The organism is Streptomyces sp. NPDC030814 (assembly GCF_055572155.1).
Window position 1 is genome coordinate 38754 of the sequence record NZ_JBVIDX010000035.1, and the last position, 14591, is coordinate 53344.

Annotated in this window: 11 protein-coding genes and 1 tRNA gene; 3 read left to right on the forward strand and 9 right to left on the reverse strand. The window is 71.4% G+C overall.

What is annotated here, in order from left to right; all coding sequences use genetic code 11:
- Window positions 1-97 precede the first annotated feature (97 nt).
- The gene (locus tag ACZ43N_RS39445; protein ID WP_468104242.1) at window positions 98-1801 is read left to right on the forward strand and encodes an FHA domain-containing protein; all 1704 of its coding nucleotides are present in this window, start codon (window positions 98-100) and stop codon (window positions 1799-1801) included.
- Window positions 1802-1888: 87 nt separating this feature from the next.
- Here ACZ43N_RS39445 and ACZ43N_RS39450 read toward each other — a convergent pair whose 3' ends face one another.
- Window positions 1889-2869 carry a methyltransferase domain-containing protein gene (locus ACZ43N_RS39450; RefSeq protein ID WP_468104244.1) on the reverse strand — a complete coding sequence of 327 codons (981 nt, stop codon included), beginning with the start codon at window positions 2867-2869 and terminating at the stop codon, window positions 1889-1891.
- A 182-nt stretch (window positions 2870-3051) separates the two neighbouring features.
- Here ACZ43N_RS39450 and ACZ43N_RS39455 point away from each other — a divergent pair, with 182 nt between their 5' ends.
- Window positions 3052-3465, forward strand: a complete 414-nt coding sequence (locus tag ACZ43N_RS39455) for a globin (protein ID WP_468104246.1) — start codon at window positions 3052-3054, stop codon at window positions 3463-3465.
- A gap of 9 nt (window positions 3466-3474) precedes the next feature.
- Here the strand turns inward: ACZ43N_RS39455 and ACZ43N_RS39460 are convergent, their stop codons facing one another.
- The 7 genes from ACZ43N_RS39460 to ACZ43N_RS39490 all read right to left on the reverse strand — a co-directional run bounded on the left by ACZ43N_RS39460 (window position 3475) and on the right by ACZ43N_RS39490 (window position 12952).
- Window positions 3475-4164, reverse strand: a complete 690-nt coding sequence (locus ACZ43N_RS39460) for a DUF8185 domain-containing protein (protein WP_468104247.1) — start codon at window positions 4162-4164, stop codon at window positions 3475-3477.
- Window positions 4161-4574: an acyl-CoA thioesterase gene (locus ACZ43N_RS39465; protein ID WP_468104249.1), complete on the reverse strand. Its 414-nt coding sequence runs from the start codon at window positions 4572-4574 to the stop codon at window positions 4161-4163. The genes ACZ43N_RS39460 and ACZ43N_RS39465 overlap by 4 nt, the downstream gene beginning before the upstream one ends.
- 2 nt (window positions 4575-4576) lie before the next feature.
- Complete coding sequence (gene ettA, locus ACZ43N_RS39470; RefSeq protein ID WP_468104251.1) at window positions 4577-6241, reverse strand: energy-dependent translational throttle protein EttA; 1665 nt, start codon at window positions 6239-6241, stop codon at window positions 4577-4579.
- A 205-nt stretch (window positions 6242-6446) separates the two neighbouring features.
- Window positions 6447-7889, reverse strand: coding sequence for a Cys-Gln thioester bond-forming surface protein (locus tag ACZ43N_RS39475; RefSeq protein WP_468104252.1), 1443 nt, complete (start codon window positions 7887-7889; stop codon window positions 6447-6449).
- Between the two features lie 360 nt (window positions 7890-8249).
- Window positions 8250-8723 carry a single-stranded DNA-binding protein gene (locus tag ACZ43N_RS39480; protein WP_468104253.1) on the reverse strand — a complete coding sequence of 158 codons (474 nt, stop codon included), beginning with the start codon at window positions 8721-8723 and terminating at the stop codon, window positions 8250-8252.
- 255 nt (window positions 8724-8978) lie between these two features.
- Window positions 8979-11198, reverse strand: coding sequence for a YfjP family GTPase (locus ACZ43N_RS39485; protein WP_468104285.1), 2220 nt, complete (start codon window positions 11196-11198; stop codon window positions 8979-8981).
- Window positions 11199-11293: 95 nt separating this feature from the next.
- Entirely contained in the window at window positions 11294-12952 is a 1659-nt protein-coding gene (locus ACZ43N_RS39490) for a dynamin family protein (protein WP_468104254.1), read from the reverse strand.
- 271 nt (window positions 12953-13223) lie between these two features.
- Here ACZ43N_RS39490 and ACZ43N_RS39495 point away from each other — a divergent pair.
- Window positions 13224-13296: transfer RNA gene (locus ACZ43N_RS39495), tRNA-Arg, on the forward strand.
- 176 nt (window positions 13297-13472) lie between these two features.
- Here ACZ43N_RS39495 and ACZ43N_RS39500 read toward each other — a convergent pair.
- Entirely contained in the window at window positions 13473-14207 is a 735-nt protein-coding gene (locus ACZ43N_RS39500) for a tyrosine-type recombinase/integrase (protein WP_468104256.1), read from the reverse strand.
- Window positions 14208-14591 lie beyond the last annotated feature (384 nt).

Here is a 14591-nt window from a genome sequence, read left to right on the forward strand (position 1 = left end):
CTCCCCCATCGGGGATCCGGACACGATCGGCCATACCGGCCCGTCGCGGCCACAGGACCCGGCCCGAGGGCCGGAAAGGAGAGGGGGAAGCGCCGACATGCCGACCTGCCCGAACGGACACCAGTCGGGTTCCGACGACTGGTGCGAGGTCTGCGGTCACCGTATGGCCGGTGCCGTGCCCCCGCCACCACCGCCGCCCCCGGGCGCCGGTTACGGATACCCGCCGCCCGGCTCGCCTCCCCCGCCTCCGGGTGCGGGCGGCGCCGGCGGACGCCCGCACCTCGCCGCCGAGCCGGAGCTCTGCCCGCAGTGCCGCACGCCCCGTGAGGGCGGCGCCCCCTTCTGCGAGGAGTGCCGGTGGAACTTCCTGACCAACACGGCGACCACGTACACCCCGGCCGCGCCGCGCCCGTCGGCCCCCGGGCCCGGTTCGGGCCCCGGCGGGTCGGGCCCCGGCGGCTCCGGTCCCGGTGGTCCCGGCCCCGGCCCGGGTGGGAACCCGGCGCTCCGCTTCCAGCAGCCGCCCCCGCCGTCCTACGGCGGCGGTGACGCGTACGACTACCAGAGCTCGCGCCCCTCGCAGATGAATCGTCCCGCCGAGCCCATCCCCCCGGGCCCGCCCTACGGCTCCGAGCCGGGTCCGGGTGGACCCGGTGGACCTGGTGGACCCGGTGGACCCGGTGGTGTCCCTGGCGGCCCGGGTGGCCCCGGCGGCCCCTCGGGACCCGGTGGTGCTGCTCGGCCGGGCGGCCCGTCCGGGTTCGGTGGCGGCCCCTCGGGTCAGCCCGGGCAGCCCGGTCCCTCCGCATTCGGCGGCGACCCCTCGCGTCCCGGCCCGTCGGGCTTCGGCGGCGACCCCTCGCGGCCGGTTCCCCCTCCGCCCGGGCCGACCCCAGGCGGACCCGGTGGACCGGGTGGACCCGGCCTGAGCAGCCCCGGCGGTCCCGGTCTGACGGGCCCCGGAGGCTTCGGCGGCCCGGGCGGCGGCCCGGGCGGCCGTGGTCCCGGCGGTCCGGGCCCTGGTGGTCCGGGTCCCGGTGGCGCACCCCAGGCGTTCCAGCAGCCGGGCCCGCCGGCTCCCCCCGCCTTCCCGCAGGAGACCGGACGCCCGCAGCCGGGCGGCCCCGGTGGGCCGGGGGGTCCTGGCGGGCATGGCGGCCCGGGTGGTCCGGGTCGTCCCGGTGGGCACCCGCAGTCGGGTGGCCCCTCCTTCGGGGGCGACGACGACTGGGTGATCTCCCCGCCCTCCTCGGCCGGCCCCGGTGGCTCCCGCGGCCCGGGCGGTCCTTCGGGTCCCGGCGGTCCCGGTGGCGCGGGAGCGCGCCCCGGCGGCTACGGCTACCCGCAGCCCGGGGTCACCCAGGCCCCGCCCGGTCCCGCGTACCCGCAGGCACCGGCGACCTGGAGCGCGACCATCGGCCCGGACCGCGAGTACTTCATGGCGATGATGCAGCGCTCGGGCCCCGAGGCCGCCGGCCTGAACCTGCCCGCGTACTCCCCCGAGCAGCAGCGCACCCTCACCGGCAACCAGATCACCATCGGACGTCGTCGGCACTCCACCGGCGACACCCCCGACATCGATCTGTCGGTGCCGCCGGAGGACCCGGGAGTCTCGCACCAGCACGCGGTGCTGGTGCAGCAGCCGGACGGCACCTGGGCGGTCGTCGACCAGAACTCCACCAACGGAACCACGGTCAACGGCTCCGAGGAGCCCATCCAGCCCTTCGTGCCGGTCCCGCTCCAGGACGGGGACCGGGTCCACGTGGGCGCGTGGACGACGATCACGATCCGCCGGGGCTGACCCGCGAGGACAGGATGACCGGGGTCGGCCGACCGGTTCGGCCGACCCCGTTCGACTGCCCGGACCCCGGCGTCCGGGCCCGCCTGCTCACGGCAGGGGCCAGGCGTACGGCCCCTCCGGGTCGTCCAGCCAGGCCCAGGCCCGGTCTCCGCTGACGGTGATCCCGTAGCGCTCGCGCGACGGCATGCCCTCGCGCTGCCACAGCGCGAGCGCCTCGTGCGGGTCGAGGCTGCCCGCCGTCAGGGCCAGCAGGAACCGGAAGAGTTCGTGGTCCCGGGCCTGCTGCGGCAGCCCGCCCAGATGCGGGTGCGTTTCCTCCGGCCCCCCGCCCCCGCGCAACGGCACGAAGTACGCCGCCGTGTGCAGGAACCGCCCCTCCGCGTGCTCGGCGTCCGTGACCCGCAGCACTACCAGCCCCGTGGCCATCGGCGTCATGATGCGTCCACCGGGGGCGCACTGGGCGAGCCAGGCGGGCGGGATCGAGTGGAGCGTGCAGGTCGCGATGATCCGGTCGTACGGGGCCCGTTCGGGCACCCCGCGCGCCCCGTCCCCGGTGACGACGGCCGGGTGGTACCCGGCGGCGTGCAGATGGGTACGCGCGGCCTCGGTGATGTCGGCGTCCAGGTCGACGGTGGTGACCAGGTCGTCGCCCAGCCGGTGCGCGAGCAGAGCGGCGTTGTAGCCGGTTCCCGCGCCGATCTCCAGGACCCGGTGGCCCTCCTCCACCTCCAGCTCGGCCAGCATCGACGCCATCAACGAGGGCTGACTGCTGGAGGAGATCAACTCACCGTCCTTCACGCGCGTGGCCAGCGGCGCGTCCGCGTAGGCGCCCCGCACCCATCGCTCCCGCCGCTTCGGGTCACGCTCCTCGCCCCACAGCCGCTCGAAGCCGCCCACGACCCCGACGTAGTAGTACGGGACGAAGAGATGCCGCGGGACCGCCTCGAACGCCTCCCGCCAGACCGGGTCGGCGTCCCAGGCCCCGCTCCGCTCGATCTCGCGCACCAGCGCCGACCGTGCCTGTGCGGCGAGGCGTTCCAAGTCCTGGTCCACAGCGTGCGTGCCCATGTGTCCACTGTGCTGCCGGACGCACCCCGGAGGCGAGTGTCACAGCGCACAGGCCTGGAATCCACCGCCGACCGCCTCCGGAAGTCACCCGGAAGGCGCCGCCGGGCCGGACACGGTGCCGTCGGGTGTGGGTTTTCTCCATGGTCCTAAGCCTTGAGTCCTCCGTCCCCCCGTCTGAGACCATGGGACACGTGAAAGAGATTCGGCGCGGCACGCTGCAGGAGCAGACCTTCTACGAACAGGTCGGTGGCGAGGAGACCTTCCGGCGCCTCGTGCGCCGCTTCTACGAGGGGGTCGCCGAGGACCCGATCCTGCGGCCCATGTATCCGGAGGAGGATCTGGGCCCGGCGGAGGAGCGCCTCGTGCTGTTCCTGATCCAGTACTGGGGCGGCCCCACCACCTACAGCGAGAACCGTGGCCACCCCCGCCTGCGGATGCGCCACGCCCCGTTCACCGTCGACCGGGCCGCGCACGACGCGTGGCTGAAGCACATGCGCGTCGCCGTCGACGAACTGAACCTCTCCGAGGAACACGCGCACACCCTGTGGAACTACCTGACGTACGCCGCGGCCTCGATGGTGAACACTCCCGACTGAGCCGGGTGGTCAGCGGACGCTGACGTCCAGCGCGCCGAGCCCCGCGCGCCGTACGGCGATCGACCCGTACGGCGTGCGCAGGCGCAGCCACGCGCCCGACGAGAACAGCGCCGGCTCCTGCTCCTCGGCCGGGCGGCCCCCGGTCTGCCTCAGGAAGCCGAGCGACTGGGCCGCGTGCGCGGCCCGTACGGGCAGGGCGGTGTCCCCGATCGGCCGGGACCAGATCTCCCGCCCGATGCGATCCAGCTCGGCGCGGGTGCGCCGCTCCGGCGCCAGCTCTCCCGTTCGGGAGCGGAACTCGGTGACGGCCTCGGCGACCATCGCCCGCACCGTGTCCTGGGCCGGCAGCCCCGGCTCGCGGCGCCAGCCGCCGCGCGGAGGCAGCACCCCCGCCCATGGCGGCCCGGTGACGGCGGCGGGCACGACCGCGGTGGCCGCCGACTCGTCGATCGACTCCAGCAGTTCACCGGCCGACACGGTCACGTCGAGCGTGACGTCCAACCCGTTCTCGTACGGCTTCGCCAGCCGTACCGCCCGGATCGCCAGCACCTCGAAGGACGGCGGCCTGCCGAAGACGGCGAGTGCGGTACCCGCGGCCTGGAGGCGTACCGAAGCTCCACGGTCGTAGTGGAGCAGCCGGGAGAGGAAGGCCGCGAGATCCGCCGCCTCCCCCTCGTCGGCGAGGTGGAGCACCGTCATGCCGCGACGGCCCCCTCCTCCTCGTCGTCCCGGTACTCCTGAAGAAACTCGCGTTCCTCCGCGGTGAGCCGGCGGGGCCGCTGCGCCTCGAAGTCGAACGGCACTATCACCGTGGAGGCCGTGACATAGACCTGCTCGGGGTCCTTGACCTCGTAGGTGATCGTGAAGGACGCCGCTCTTATCTCCGTGACCCACAGCTCGATGTCCACCGGCTTGTGCCGGTGGACGAGCTGCCGCCGGTAGTCGATCTCATGGCGTGCCACCACGGACCCCTGCTTGAAGTCCTTCTCCGGGCGGAACAGGAAGTCGATACGGGCCTCCTCCAGGTAGCGGAGGAAGACCACGTTGTTGACGTGGCCGTACGCGTCCATGTCCGCCCAGCGCAGTGGGCAGCGGTAGATGTGCCGCAAGATCAGCCCCGAGTCAGCTTCTTGTAGGTGGCGCGGTGCGGACGGGCGGCGTCCGGGCCGAGCCGCTCGATCTTGTTCTTCTCGTACGACTCGAAGTTGCCCTCGAACCAGAACCACTTGGAGTCGCCCTCGTAGGCGAGGATGTGCGTCGCCACACGGTCGAGGAACCAGCGGTCGTGGGAGACGACCACGGCGCAGCCGGGGAACTCGAGGAGCGCGTTCTCCAGGGACGACAGGGTCTCGACGTCGAGGTCGTTGGTCGGCTCGTCGAGGAGCAGCAGGTTGCCGCCCTGCTTCAGGGTGAGCGCCAGGTTCAGGCGGTTGCGCTCACCACCGGAGAGGACACCGGCCGGCTTCTGCTGGTCGGGGCCCTTGAAGCCGAACGCCGAGACGTAGGCGCGGGAGGGCATCTCGACCTGGCCGACGTTGATGTAGTCCAGCTCGTCGGAGACGACGGCCCACAGCGTCTTCTTGGGGTCGATGTTCTCGCGGCTCTGGTCGACGTAGGAGATCTTGACGGTCTCGCCGACCTTGATGGTGCCGGCGTCCGGCTGCTCCAGGCCCTGGATCATCTTGAACAGGGTGGTCTTGCCCGCGCCGTTCGGGCCGATGACGCCCACGATGCCGTTGCGCGGCAGCGTGAAGGACAGGTCGTCGATCAGGACCTTCTCACCGAAGGCCTTGCTGAGGTTGTTGACCTCGACGACCACGTTGCCCAGACGGGGGCCCGGCGGGATCTGGATCTCCTCGAAGTCCAGCTTCCGCATCTTCTCGGCCTCGGCGGCCATCTCCTCGTAGCGGGCCAGACGCGCCTTGGACTTGGCCTGCCGCCCCTTGGCGTTGGAGCGGACCCACTCCAGCTCCTCCTTGAGGCGCTTGGCGCGCTTGGCGTCCTTCTGGCCCTCGACCTTGAGACGGGACTGCTTGGTCTCCAGGTACGTCGAGTAGTTGCCCTCGTAGCCGATGGCCCGGCCGCGGTCGAGCTCCAGGATCCAGCCGGCCACGTTGTCCAGGAAGTACCGGTCGTGGGTGATGGCCACGACGGTGCCCTTGTACTGGGCGAGGTGCTGCTCCAGCCAGTTCACCGACTCGGCGTCCAGGTGGTTGGTGGGCTCGTCGAGGAGCAGCAGGTCGGGGGCCTCCAGCAGCAGCTTGCAGAGGGCGACGCGGCGCTTCTCACCACCGGAGAGCTTGGTCACGGCCCAGTCGCCGGGAGGGCAGCCGAGTGCGTCCATCGCCTGCTCCAGCTGGGCGTCCAGGTCCCAGGCCTCGGCGTGGTCCAGCTCCTCCTGGAGCTTGCCCATCTCCTCGAGGAGCGCGTCCGAGTAGTCGGTGGCCATCTGCTCGGCGATCTCGTTGAACCGGTCGAGCTTGCCCTTGATCTCGGCAACGCCCTCCTGGACGTTCTCCAGGACCGTCTTCGACTCGTTCAGCGGCGGCTCCTGGAGGAGGATGCCGACGGTGTACCCGGGAGAGAGGAACGCGTCGCCGTTCGACGGCTGCTCCAGACCGGCCATGATCTTGAGGACGGTGGACTTACCCGCACCGTTCGGACCGACCACACCGATCTTCGCGCCGGGCAGGAAGCTCAGCGATACGTCGTCAAGGATCACCTTGTCGCCGTGCGCCTTGCGCGTCTTGCGCATGGTGTAAATGAACTCAGCCAAGAGAAACCGTCCGGCAACTTGAAATCTGGCAGTGGGCAGTACCACCCATCTTGCCGCACGGCCAGCCCTCGACGGAAACCGGATGGTGAGCCCCCGGAAAGAGTGACGCGGCCCCGGCGCCAGGGGGCGTACCGGGGCCGCGTCGCTCGCGGATGTCACCGAGCGGTCACTCACTGTTGAATTGCCAAGGAACTCTTTCCTGGGACTACTGCTTCTGCTGCTCCCGCTTGCGCAGGACGATCATCACGGCGCCGCCGATCACGACGAGGGCGATGGCGATGCCCCCGATCACCGGGGTGGCCCCGGAGCTGCCGGTCTCGGCGAGGTCTCCGGCGGAGTCGGTGGCGGTGTTGCCGCCCACCGTCGCCGGGCTGGGCTCGCTCAGCGTCTGCACGGACTCGCCGGCCGCGCCGGCCTCGGTCTCCGTCCGGCAGTCGAGGACGCCCCGGAAGTGCTTCGTGAGGCCGTTCGCTCCCTTGATCGTGAAGTCGTACGCCTGGTCCTCCTGGAGCGGGATGGTCACCGTCCGGGTCTCGCCCGCCTCGATGCCGTACTCGATCCCCATCAGCTCGAAGGTGAAGGGCTCGTCCCCGGGGTTGGCCACGGTGAGGTCGAGGCCGCCCTCGGCGCAGTTCTTCTCGGCGGACAGTGCGGGTATCGCGCCGGCCGAGGCCCAGGTCGCGGTGGCCGTGGCGGAGACCGTGGACGCGCTGGAACCCGCGAGGATCTGGGTCTGGCTGCGGGTCTCGGAGGCGAAGGCACGGCCCACCGGCACGGTGGTGGAGGCCTCGACGGCCAGCTCGGCCGAACCGTCCTCGGTGTCCTCGGGCACCTCGAAGTACAGCTCGCTGCCGTCGCGCGCGGAGGTCACGGCCTTGCCGCCCGCGTCGACGATCTTCACCCCGGCGGCTGTGGCGTCCGACGGCGGGGTCACCGTCACCGCGTCGGCGTTGGTGCGCACCTTGACCGGCCCGAGGCGTTCACCGGCCCGCCCGGAGACCGCCGGTGGGTCGAGGGTCAGCGAGGCCGTCGGCTCCGAGAGGTTCCGGGCGTTCTTCTCCAGGTAGTCCGCGAGCTTCTCGGCCTCCGGGTCGAGGGCCGTCACGTCGGCCCCGTCCGAGTACCGCCAGATCGCCACCTGGGTGCCGGCCGCCGCGTCCTGTTCGGTGAGCCCCTTGGCGCCCGCTTTGCCGGCCAGGGCCGCGAGGTCGTTCACCTGCGGGTAGGAGTTCTGCAGGATCCAGTTGATCCGGCCGGCGTTCTCGTTGTGCCCCAGGGATGTGCCGCTCCAGGCCGTCTCCTGGTACTTGGCGTCCTTCTGCGTGGGGTTCTGGACGTCGACGCAGTAGGTCTGCAGGGTGCCGCCGCCATCGACGAACATCTCGAACAGCCCTGCGGGCAGCTGCTGTTCCCCGCCGTCGGTGCGGATCACGGCCGTCCCGTACGTCTTCAGGCCGCCGATGGTGGCCGTCGCTCCGCCCGGGCTCTGCACCGCCTCCTCCTCGGCGACGGCCGCGCCCGCCGTGACGATCACGCCCGCGGCGAGGAGGCCGGACGCGAGCGACACGGCGGCGAGACGGGCCGCTCCTCGTCTGCACGCGGACCGCCCGGACGACACGGAGAACGACGCCGAGAACGAAGAAACCACAGAAATTCCCTTCGAGCAGGACCCGTTGACGTGGGGGGTGTGGTCCCACCAGCAGAATCAGAAGCCCCGTGAGCTATGCCCGGCATCCTAGGGATGCGGCGCACCACTCTTCCCAGTCGTATGGACGGACAACCGATCCGACTCGGAATCGTTATCCCCCGCACAGCTCACAGACAGGGCAAATCGACAAATCGATGAGTTTCACGTCCGGAGTGTTCACAACAGACCCCCCGATAGGCCGCAGTTCGACCGGGGCGACGCTCATCGAAAGCGGCACACGCACCCTGACGCCACGTCACTTGCACTCCGATGTCGTGTCACCACCTCGCCTTGATGTCGCGCCTCGCCCGGTCCCTGATGTCACGTCACCCCGACTGACTCCGGAAATGGTTCGGCCTCCGCGTCGAGCCGCTGCCCTGGGGGTGGTGTCTCCCAGTTCGGCTCCGGCCGGGCCGGCGCCTGCGCCGCCGTCTCCCCCCTGAGCGTCCGCCGGAACGCCGAGGTGCCCCGCGACAGATCGTGGCCGATCGCCACCGCGTCGACGTCCGCCGAGACCCAGCTCTGCCCGTCCCGCTGTTCGGTGCGCACCTTCAACCGCCCCTGGACCACGACCGGATCGCCCAGCGACACCGACGAGGCCACGTTCGCCGCGAGGGTACGCCGCGCCCACACCGTGAAGAAGTTGGTATGGCCGTCGGTCCACTCGCTCTTCTCCCGGTCCCAGTACCGCGCGGTCACCGCCAGCCGGAACCGGGCCGAGGAGCCCGTCGACAACTCGCGGCAGACCGGCTGGGTCGCCACATTCCCCACCACACACACCATCGTCTCGTTCATCTCACGAACCGTCCCTCACGCCGGCACCGACGCCGGCCGGATACACGTACGGGCTCGTCCCGTACGACCGCGTCTGTCGCAGGTGACCGCGCCGCCCCGCCCCCTCCTCTCCATGGGAGGGATCCGGTGCGCCGTGATCGCCGCGAATCCAGACTGCCGCCGTCGGGCCGAGCCCGCTGAGCCCTGTGCACTACCCGTGAGTTGTGGAGAACTTCGCCACCCGACCGGGTGAACGATGTGTACGAGGATGGGCGCTCACCCCACCGGCGTAGTTCCCAGCACCCGTCCGTACTGCTCCCGCACCTCCCGGTAGCGGAGCAGCTCGGCCGCCACCGGGTCCAGCACCCGCGCCCGGCCGCACCCCGCGGCCGCCTCCCACAGCCGCCGTTCCGCCTCTTGGCCGTAGCGCCGGGCAGGCCCCCGTGCCGCCAGTCTGCAACCCCACTCCACGACCGGGCCGCCGACGATGCCGATCACCATCAGCAGCGCAGGCACCCCCAGGTTCGGGGACATGACACCGACGATCTGCCCCACCAGCCACAGGCCGCCGAGGACCTGAAGCAGGGTCATGGACGCCTGGACCAGCACCGCGGCGGGCCACCAGCCAGGGCGCGGCGGCCGTCCGGTGGGCGCTCCCACCCGTGCCGCCAGCTCGTCCAGCGCCTCGGGCAGCCCCTGCGCCCCGCGCGCCGCCGCCTCGCGCACCGCCTGGGCCCACGGCGCGGGCAGACCCGCGACGGCGCGGTCGGACAGCATCCGTACGGCCTGTTCGACGCGCTGCCGCGCGGTGGCCTCCTCGTCCACGGGCATCCTCGGGGAGTGACGCCTGGTCGGAAGGCCGCTCCGGCCCTGGTACCAGCGCCACAGCCGTAGCCAGGGGGTGCCGCACGCACGGTTGGCGTTGCGCAGCCAGGCCCGTTCGGCGGCCTCGCCCGCAGCCGTGGCGCCCACCGCGTCCGCGAGCCGGGCGGCGAACTCGTCCCGCGCCCGCTCGCTGAGCCCCGTGCGCCGCCCGGTCGCGTACACCGGCCACAGCCGCGCGGCGGCCGCGTCCAGATCGGCCTGGACCCGGCGGGCCGGCGCCTGACGCTCGGCCACGAACTGCCCGAGCGCCTCCCGCAGTTCGCCGACCCCGTCCCCGGTCAGTGCGGACAGCGCAAGCACCGTGGCCCCAGGTTCGCCGTACTCGCCCAGCGCGATCCCGTCCTCGTCGAGCAGCCGCCGCAGATCGTCGAGCACCTGGTGCGCGGCCTCCCCGGGCAGCCGGTCCAACTGGTTGAGCACCACGAACATGACCTCGGCGTGACCTGCCAGGGGCCGCAGATACCGCTCGTGGAGAATCGCGTCGGCGTACTTCTCCGGGTCGACGACCCAGATGACCGCGTCCACCAGCCTCAGGATCCGATCGACGTGCTGCCGGTGCTGCACCGCCGCCGAGTCGTGGTCCGGCAGGTCCACCAGGACGAGCCCGCGCAACTGCTCTTCCGCCTCCGGGCTCTGCACCGGACGCCGCCTCAGGCGCCCCGGGATGCCGAGCCGGTCGATGAGGGTCGCCGCGCCGTCGCTCCAACTGCACGCGATGGGTGCCGCCGTGGTGGGCCTGCGTACGCCCGTCTCCGAGATCGCCACGCCCGCGAGCGCGTTGAAGAGTGTCGACTTGCCACTGCCGGTGGCGCCCGCGATGGCGACGACCGTGTGCTGCCCCGACAGCTTGCGCCGCGCCGCTGCCTCGTCCAGCACCCGCCCCGCCTCGGCGAGCGTGCCGCTGTCCAGCCGTGTGCGGGACAGCCCGACCAGCTCCCGCAGCGCGTCCAACCGCGACCGCAGGGCCGCGTCGTACGACAGGGGGCTGACCGACTGCGCGGCGGCGGGCCCCGTGTCCCCCGTCGTCACCGGGGTGACCCGCTCCGAGTCGCTCGGCTCGGACACCCGCCGAGCGATGAGCCCGTCGTCCCAGGAGCCCTCCGGCTCCGTACGGCCGGCGGTCCCGGCTGACACCGCGGACACGGCACGGCCCGAAGGGGTCTCGTCGGGGGCGTCATCGCCCTCCACGCGCGCGTGGGCACTCTTTCCGTGCCCTTCCCCGCTGTCCCTCTCCTCTCGAATCGCCCAGCTCCACCAGCTCCCGCGCTTCTCCCGCTTCGCCGGCTTCTCCGGAGCTTCGCCCTGCTCGATCTCCGAGCGCTCCAAGCCGCCGGCGCTCTGCGGCTCATCGGAATCCCTGGTGGCGCGGCCGACGCTCTCGCGCGTTCCCTCCCCGCTGATGTCACTGACCTCAGAAGTGCTCTTTGCCCCATAGCCCCCTTCGGCCTCTACTGCACCTCCAGCCTCTGTGGCACCTCCAGCCTCTCCGGCTCTTCCGGCCGCTGGGGACGCCTGCATGTCCGGGCCTCCTGAGTCCTCGTTCCCCGCCCCCGGGCGCCCTTCGTCATCCCTGGGGCGCTGCTTGCCGAACATGTCGTCCATGTCGTCCATGTCGCCCCCAGGGAGGCCGTTTCCCTGGCCGTCGCCCTCTTCGGGGACACCGTCCCCGGCCTGATCCGCGTGGTCAGTGACGGCAGTCACGGCGGTCACCTCTCCTTCTGCAGTACGGACAGCGCGGCGATGAGCTCTGCCTGCGGCTCGACGTGTACGTCCAGCGCGTCGAGGGGCGCGAGACGGCGGTCCCGCTCGGCGTCGAGCACACCGTCGAGGCACTCGGTGAGCAGCCGCCCGGCGCGATCACGCAGCCGCAGCGCGCCGTGTGCCCCGATCCGCTCGGCGAGCCCCTCCCCCGCCGATCGGGCGCGACGTCCGCCCAGCAGGGCCGTCGCGACCAGGGCGGCCATGACCTCGGGGTCCGGCGCCACACCCCGGTCGAGGAGGCGCACCTCTTCCTCGGCGTACTCCTCGAGGACCCGCCGCCAGCGCCGTACGGTCATCCCGATGCGGTGCTCGGCGTTCCCCGGCTCCGACAGACGGTCCATCAGCCCGGCGTCCACGGCCGCCGGTTCGCGCCGCCAGGCCTCGCGGATGCGCTCGTCGGCGGCGGTGACAGCGCACATCAGCAACGCTGCGAGGCTCTCCACGAGCGCGTCGAGCAGCTCACCGGCGGTACAGTCGAGCGGATAGCTGCGCCATCGCTTCAGGGCATCACCCGCGAGCACGGCCCCGGTCTGCAACCGCTTCTTCACGCGCGCGTGCTCGCCGTCGTACGCCATGTCGACCGCCGCGGTGATCCGGAGGGCGGCGGAGTACTGCTGGGCGGCCGCGCTGGCCAGTTCGGGCATCCGGGTCCGCAGCGAGTCGAGTACGCCGTGGGCGGTGCGGGCCATGGCCTGTTGCCGTGCCGCCGGGTCGGTCGCCTGCTCCGTGAGCCAGGCCAGCAGCGGCGCGACGGCGCTGGCAGGCAACAGCCCGCCGCCCCAGGCCGACTCGGGCAGCTCCGGCACGGTGAACCGGGGTACGTCGCCCAGCCCCGCTTTGGTCAGCAACGCCGCGTACTGCCGGGAGACCTCGGCCATCACCTGGTGGGGCACCCGGTCCAGGACGGTGACAAAGGTGGCCCGGTGCTCCTTGGCGGTGCGCAGCAGGTGCCAGGGGACGGCGTCGGCGTACCGGGCGGCCGTGGTCACCATCACCCAGATGTCCGCGGCGCAGAGGAGTTCGGCGGCGAGGACACGGTTCTCGGCGACGAGGGAGTCGATGTCGGGCGCGTCGAGAAGCGCGAGCCCGACCGGGAGGCTCTCTGCGGTCTCGATGCGCAGGAAGCGCTCACCTTCCCTGCGTGCGGGAAGGGAATCGTCATCGAGACCTTGGCCCGGCTCCTGCTGGGGCAGCCATGTGCGCGTCAGACTGGGGAGAACCCGCATGCCGCTGAACCAGTGGTGGTCCTCCGGGTGGCACACGAGTACGGGCGTACGGGTCGTCGGCCGCAGCACCCCTGCCTCGCTGACCATCCGCCCGACCAGGGAGTTGACGAGGGTGGACTTGCCGGCTCCGGTCGAGCCGCCCACAACGGCGAGCAACGGCGCCTCGGGCTCCCGCAGGCGGGGCACCAGGTAGTCGTCGAGTTGTGCGAGCAGTTCGTCGCGGTTGGCACGCGCCCGCGGGGCCCCCGCCAAGGGGAGCGGGAAGCGCGCGGCGGCGACACGGTCGCGCAGGGTGGAGAGCGCGTCGAGCAGCTGAGGCCGTACGTCCAAGGTCACCACATGCGAAGAATGCCCAATTTTGTGGACTTTCTGAAGCATATAAGCACGTCTGCGCGCCGACAGGGCCCATGGGACGGAGGGGGCGAGAGGGGCTCAGGCATAACGAGTGCACAACACCCGAGGCGCGAGGCGCCAAAAAAGGTGCACGATTCGTACCTGCCTGCGATTATCAGGACCGCTTCACCGAACCTCCACATTGAGCCATGGAGGCGAAGGAGCAGGGACAAGGACCTGGGAGCCCTATCCTTGTCCCCGGCACCGTCACGGATCAGCCCACACTCGGGCCCCAGGACAGAGGCCATCAGACCAGGCCCCCGTAGCTCAGTGGATAGAGCAGGCGCCTTCTAAGCGCTTGGCCGCAGGTTCGAGTCCTGCCGGGGGCGCCCACACCCCGCCCTCCTCCGGGAGGGCGTTTTTGCTGGTCGGACGCCGTATCGGGACCTGGCAGAAAGCCCCGGAGCCCCCTCCATGGCCGAGGGTGGGACTCCGGGGCTGTACGGCTGTCAACGGGATTCTGTGGGTCGCCGTGTCGCATACGTGTCGAAGTTCTGGGCGCTGATCAGGACGACTTCCGGCGAGCCCCTGGGAAATCGGCACACTGATCTTCGACAGGCTCCGGCAGGTCTCCAGCGGCTTCGAGCCGCCGTTTCAGGTCAGGCGGCTGCCCGTCGACGCACCGGGCGTAGGTGGCCAGCAGCACGGGCACGCTGTTGCCGGCCCACTCGGCGACCTGAGCGGGCGGTATGCCGTCGTTGAGCCACTTGGTGAGGCGTGTGTGGCGATTGTCGTAGACCCGCCTGCCCGTAGGCGAGTCGAATACGTGCGGTGGCAGCACCGCTTGCCGAGCACCGCGCCAGGCGCGACGGATGACGGATCCCGCGAGGATGCCGCCGTTCTCGCCCTGGAAGAGGAGATCACCGGGCTTCAGCTGCTCATCCTCGATGTGCTGCCGCAGGATGCGGGTCAGGGCGGGATGCCCTGGCACCGTGCGTGCGTCACCTTCGGCCCGGCCCTTGAGGTCGCGCCGTTCGTGGATCTCCCCCGTGTCCGTCCACTGCTTGCCGACTTCCGGAGTCGCGGTGTGGATCACCAGTTCGCACCATTGGTCGGCGGCATCGCTACCGGGCAGCTTCACATCTGCCACGCGCATGGCCACGGCCTCTTCCGGACGCGGCCCGCAGTAGTACAGCGTCGCGAAGAACGCGTGCAGCCGCTTGCCTCCCCGGGACCGCTGCCGGATGTGGCCGAGGAGTGCCGCCGCTTGATCGGCGTTGAGGAGGCAGCGCTTGTCCACGGCATTGCTCGTCCTGGTGACGGCCGTCGCCTCCTTGCCCTTGGGAAGGGGGTTGTCCCGGAGGAGACCGCGCCTGTTTGCGTGCTTCATGACGACCTTGAGGATCCTGCGGTGCCGCTTGCGCCCTTGAGTTCCCGCCTCTAGCGGTACCGTTCCTGATCGGCTCGGAGGGGCCCCGTGTGGTTGATGCCTTCTCCGCGACAGCGGTCTTAGAAGCCGTTGCTCTATCGATCTTGGTGAGCGTGAGTTCGAAATCGTCGACTCGGTCGGGTGGTCTTCTGGCTGGCCGGGCATGAGAGCGGGGCCTCCCGCACAGCTCGTGGGTGTCGAATCCAACCGGGCAACAGGAGGCCCCTGGTGCTGCAGTCTTCCGTGCTGGCGCTG

Coding starts and splice junctions, on each gene's coding strand:
- ACZ43N_RS39445 (WP_468104242.1), top strand. CDS start 98: ATGCCGACCTGCCCGAACGGACACCAGTCGGGTTCCGACGACTGGTGC.
- ACZ43N_RS39450 (WP_468104244.1), bottom strand. CDS start 2,869: ATGGGCACGCACGCTGTGGACCAGGACTTGGAACGCCTCGCCGCACAG.
- ACZ43N_RS39455 (WP_468104246.1), top strand. CDS start 3,052: ATGGGACACGTGAAAGAGATTCGGCGCGGCACGCTGCAGGAGCAGACC.
- ACZ43N_RS39460 (WP_468104247.1), bottom strand. CDS start 4,164: ATGACGGTGCTCCACCTCGCCGACGAGGGGGAGGCGGCGGATCTCGCG.
- ACZ43N_RS39480 (WP_468104253.1), bottom strand. CDS start 8,723: ATGAACGAGACGATGGTGTGTGTGGTGGGGAATGTGGCGACCCAGCCG.
- ACZ43N_RS39485 (WP_468104285.1), bottom strand. CDS start 11,198: ATGGACGACATGGACGACATGTTCGGCAAGCAGCGCCCCAGGGATGAC.
- ACZ43N_RS39490 (WP_468104254.1), bottom strand. CDS start 12,952: ATGCTTCAGAAAGTCCACAAAATTGGGCATTCTTCGCATGTGGTGACC.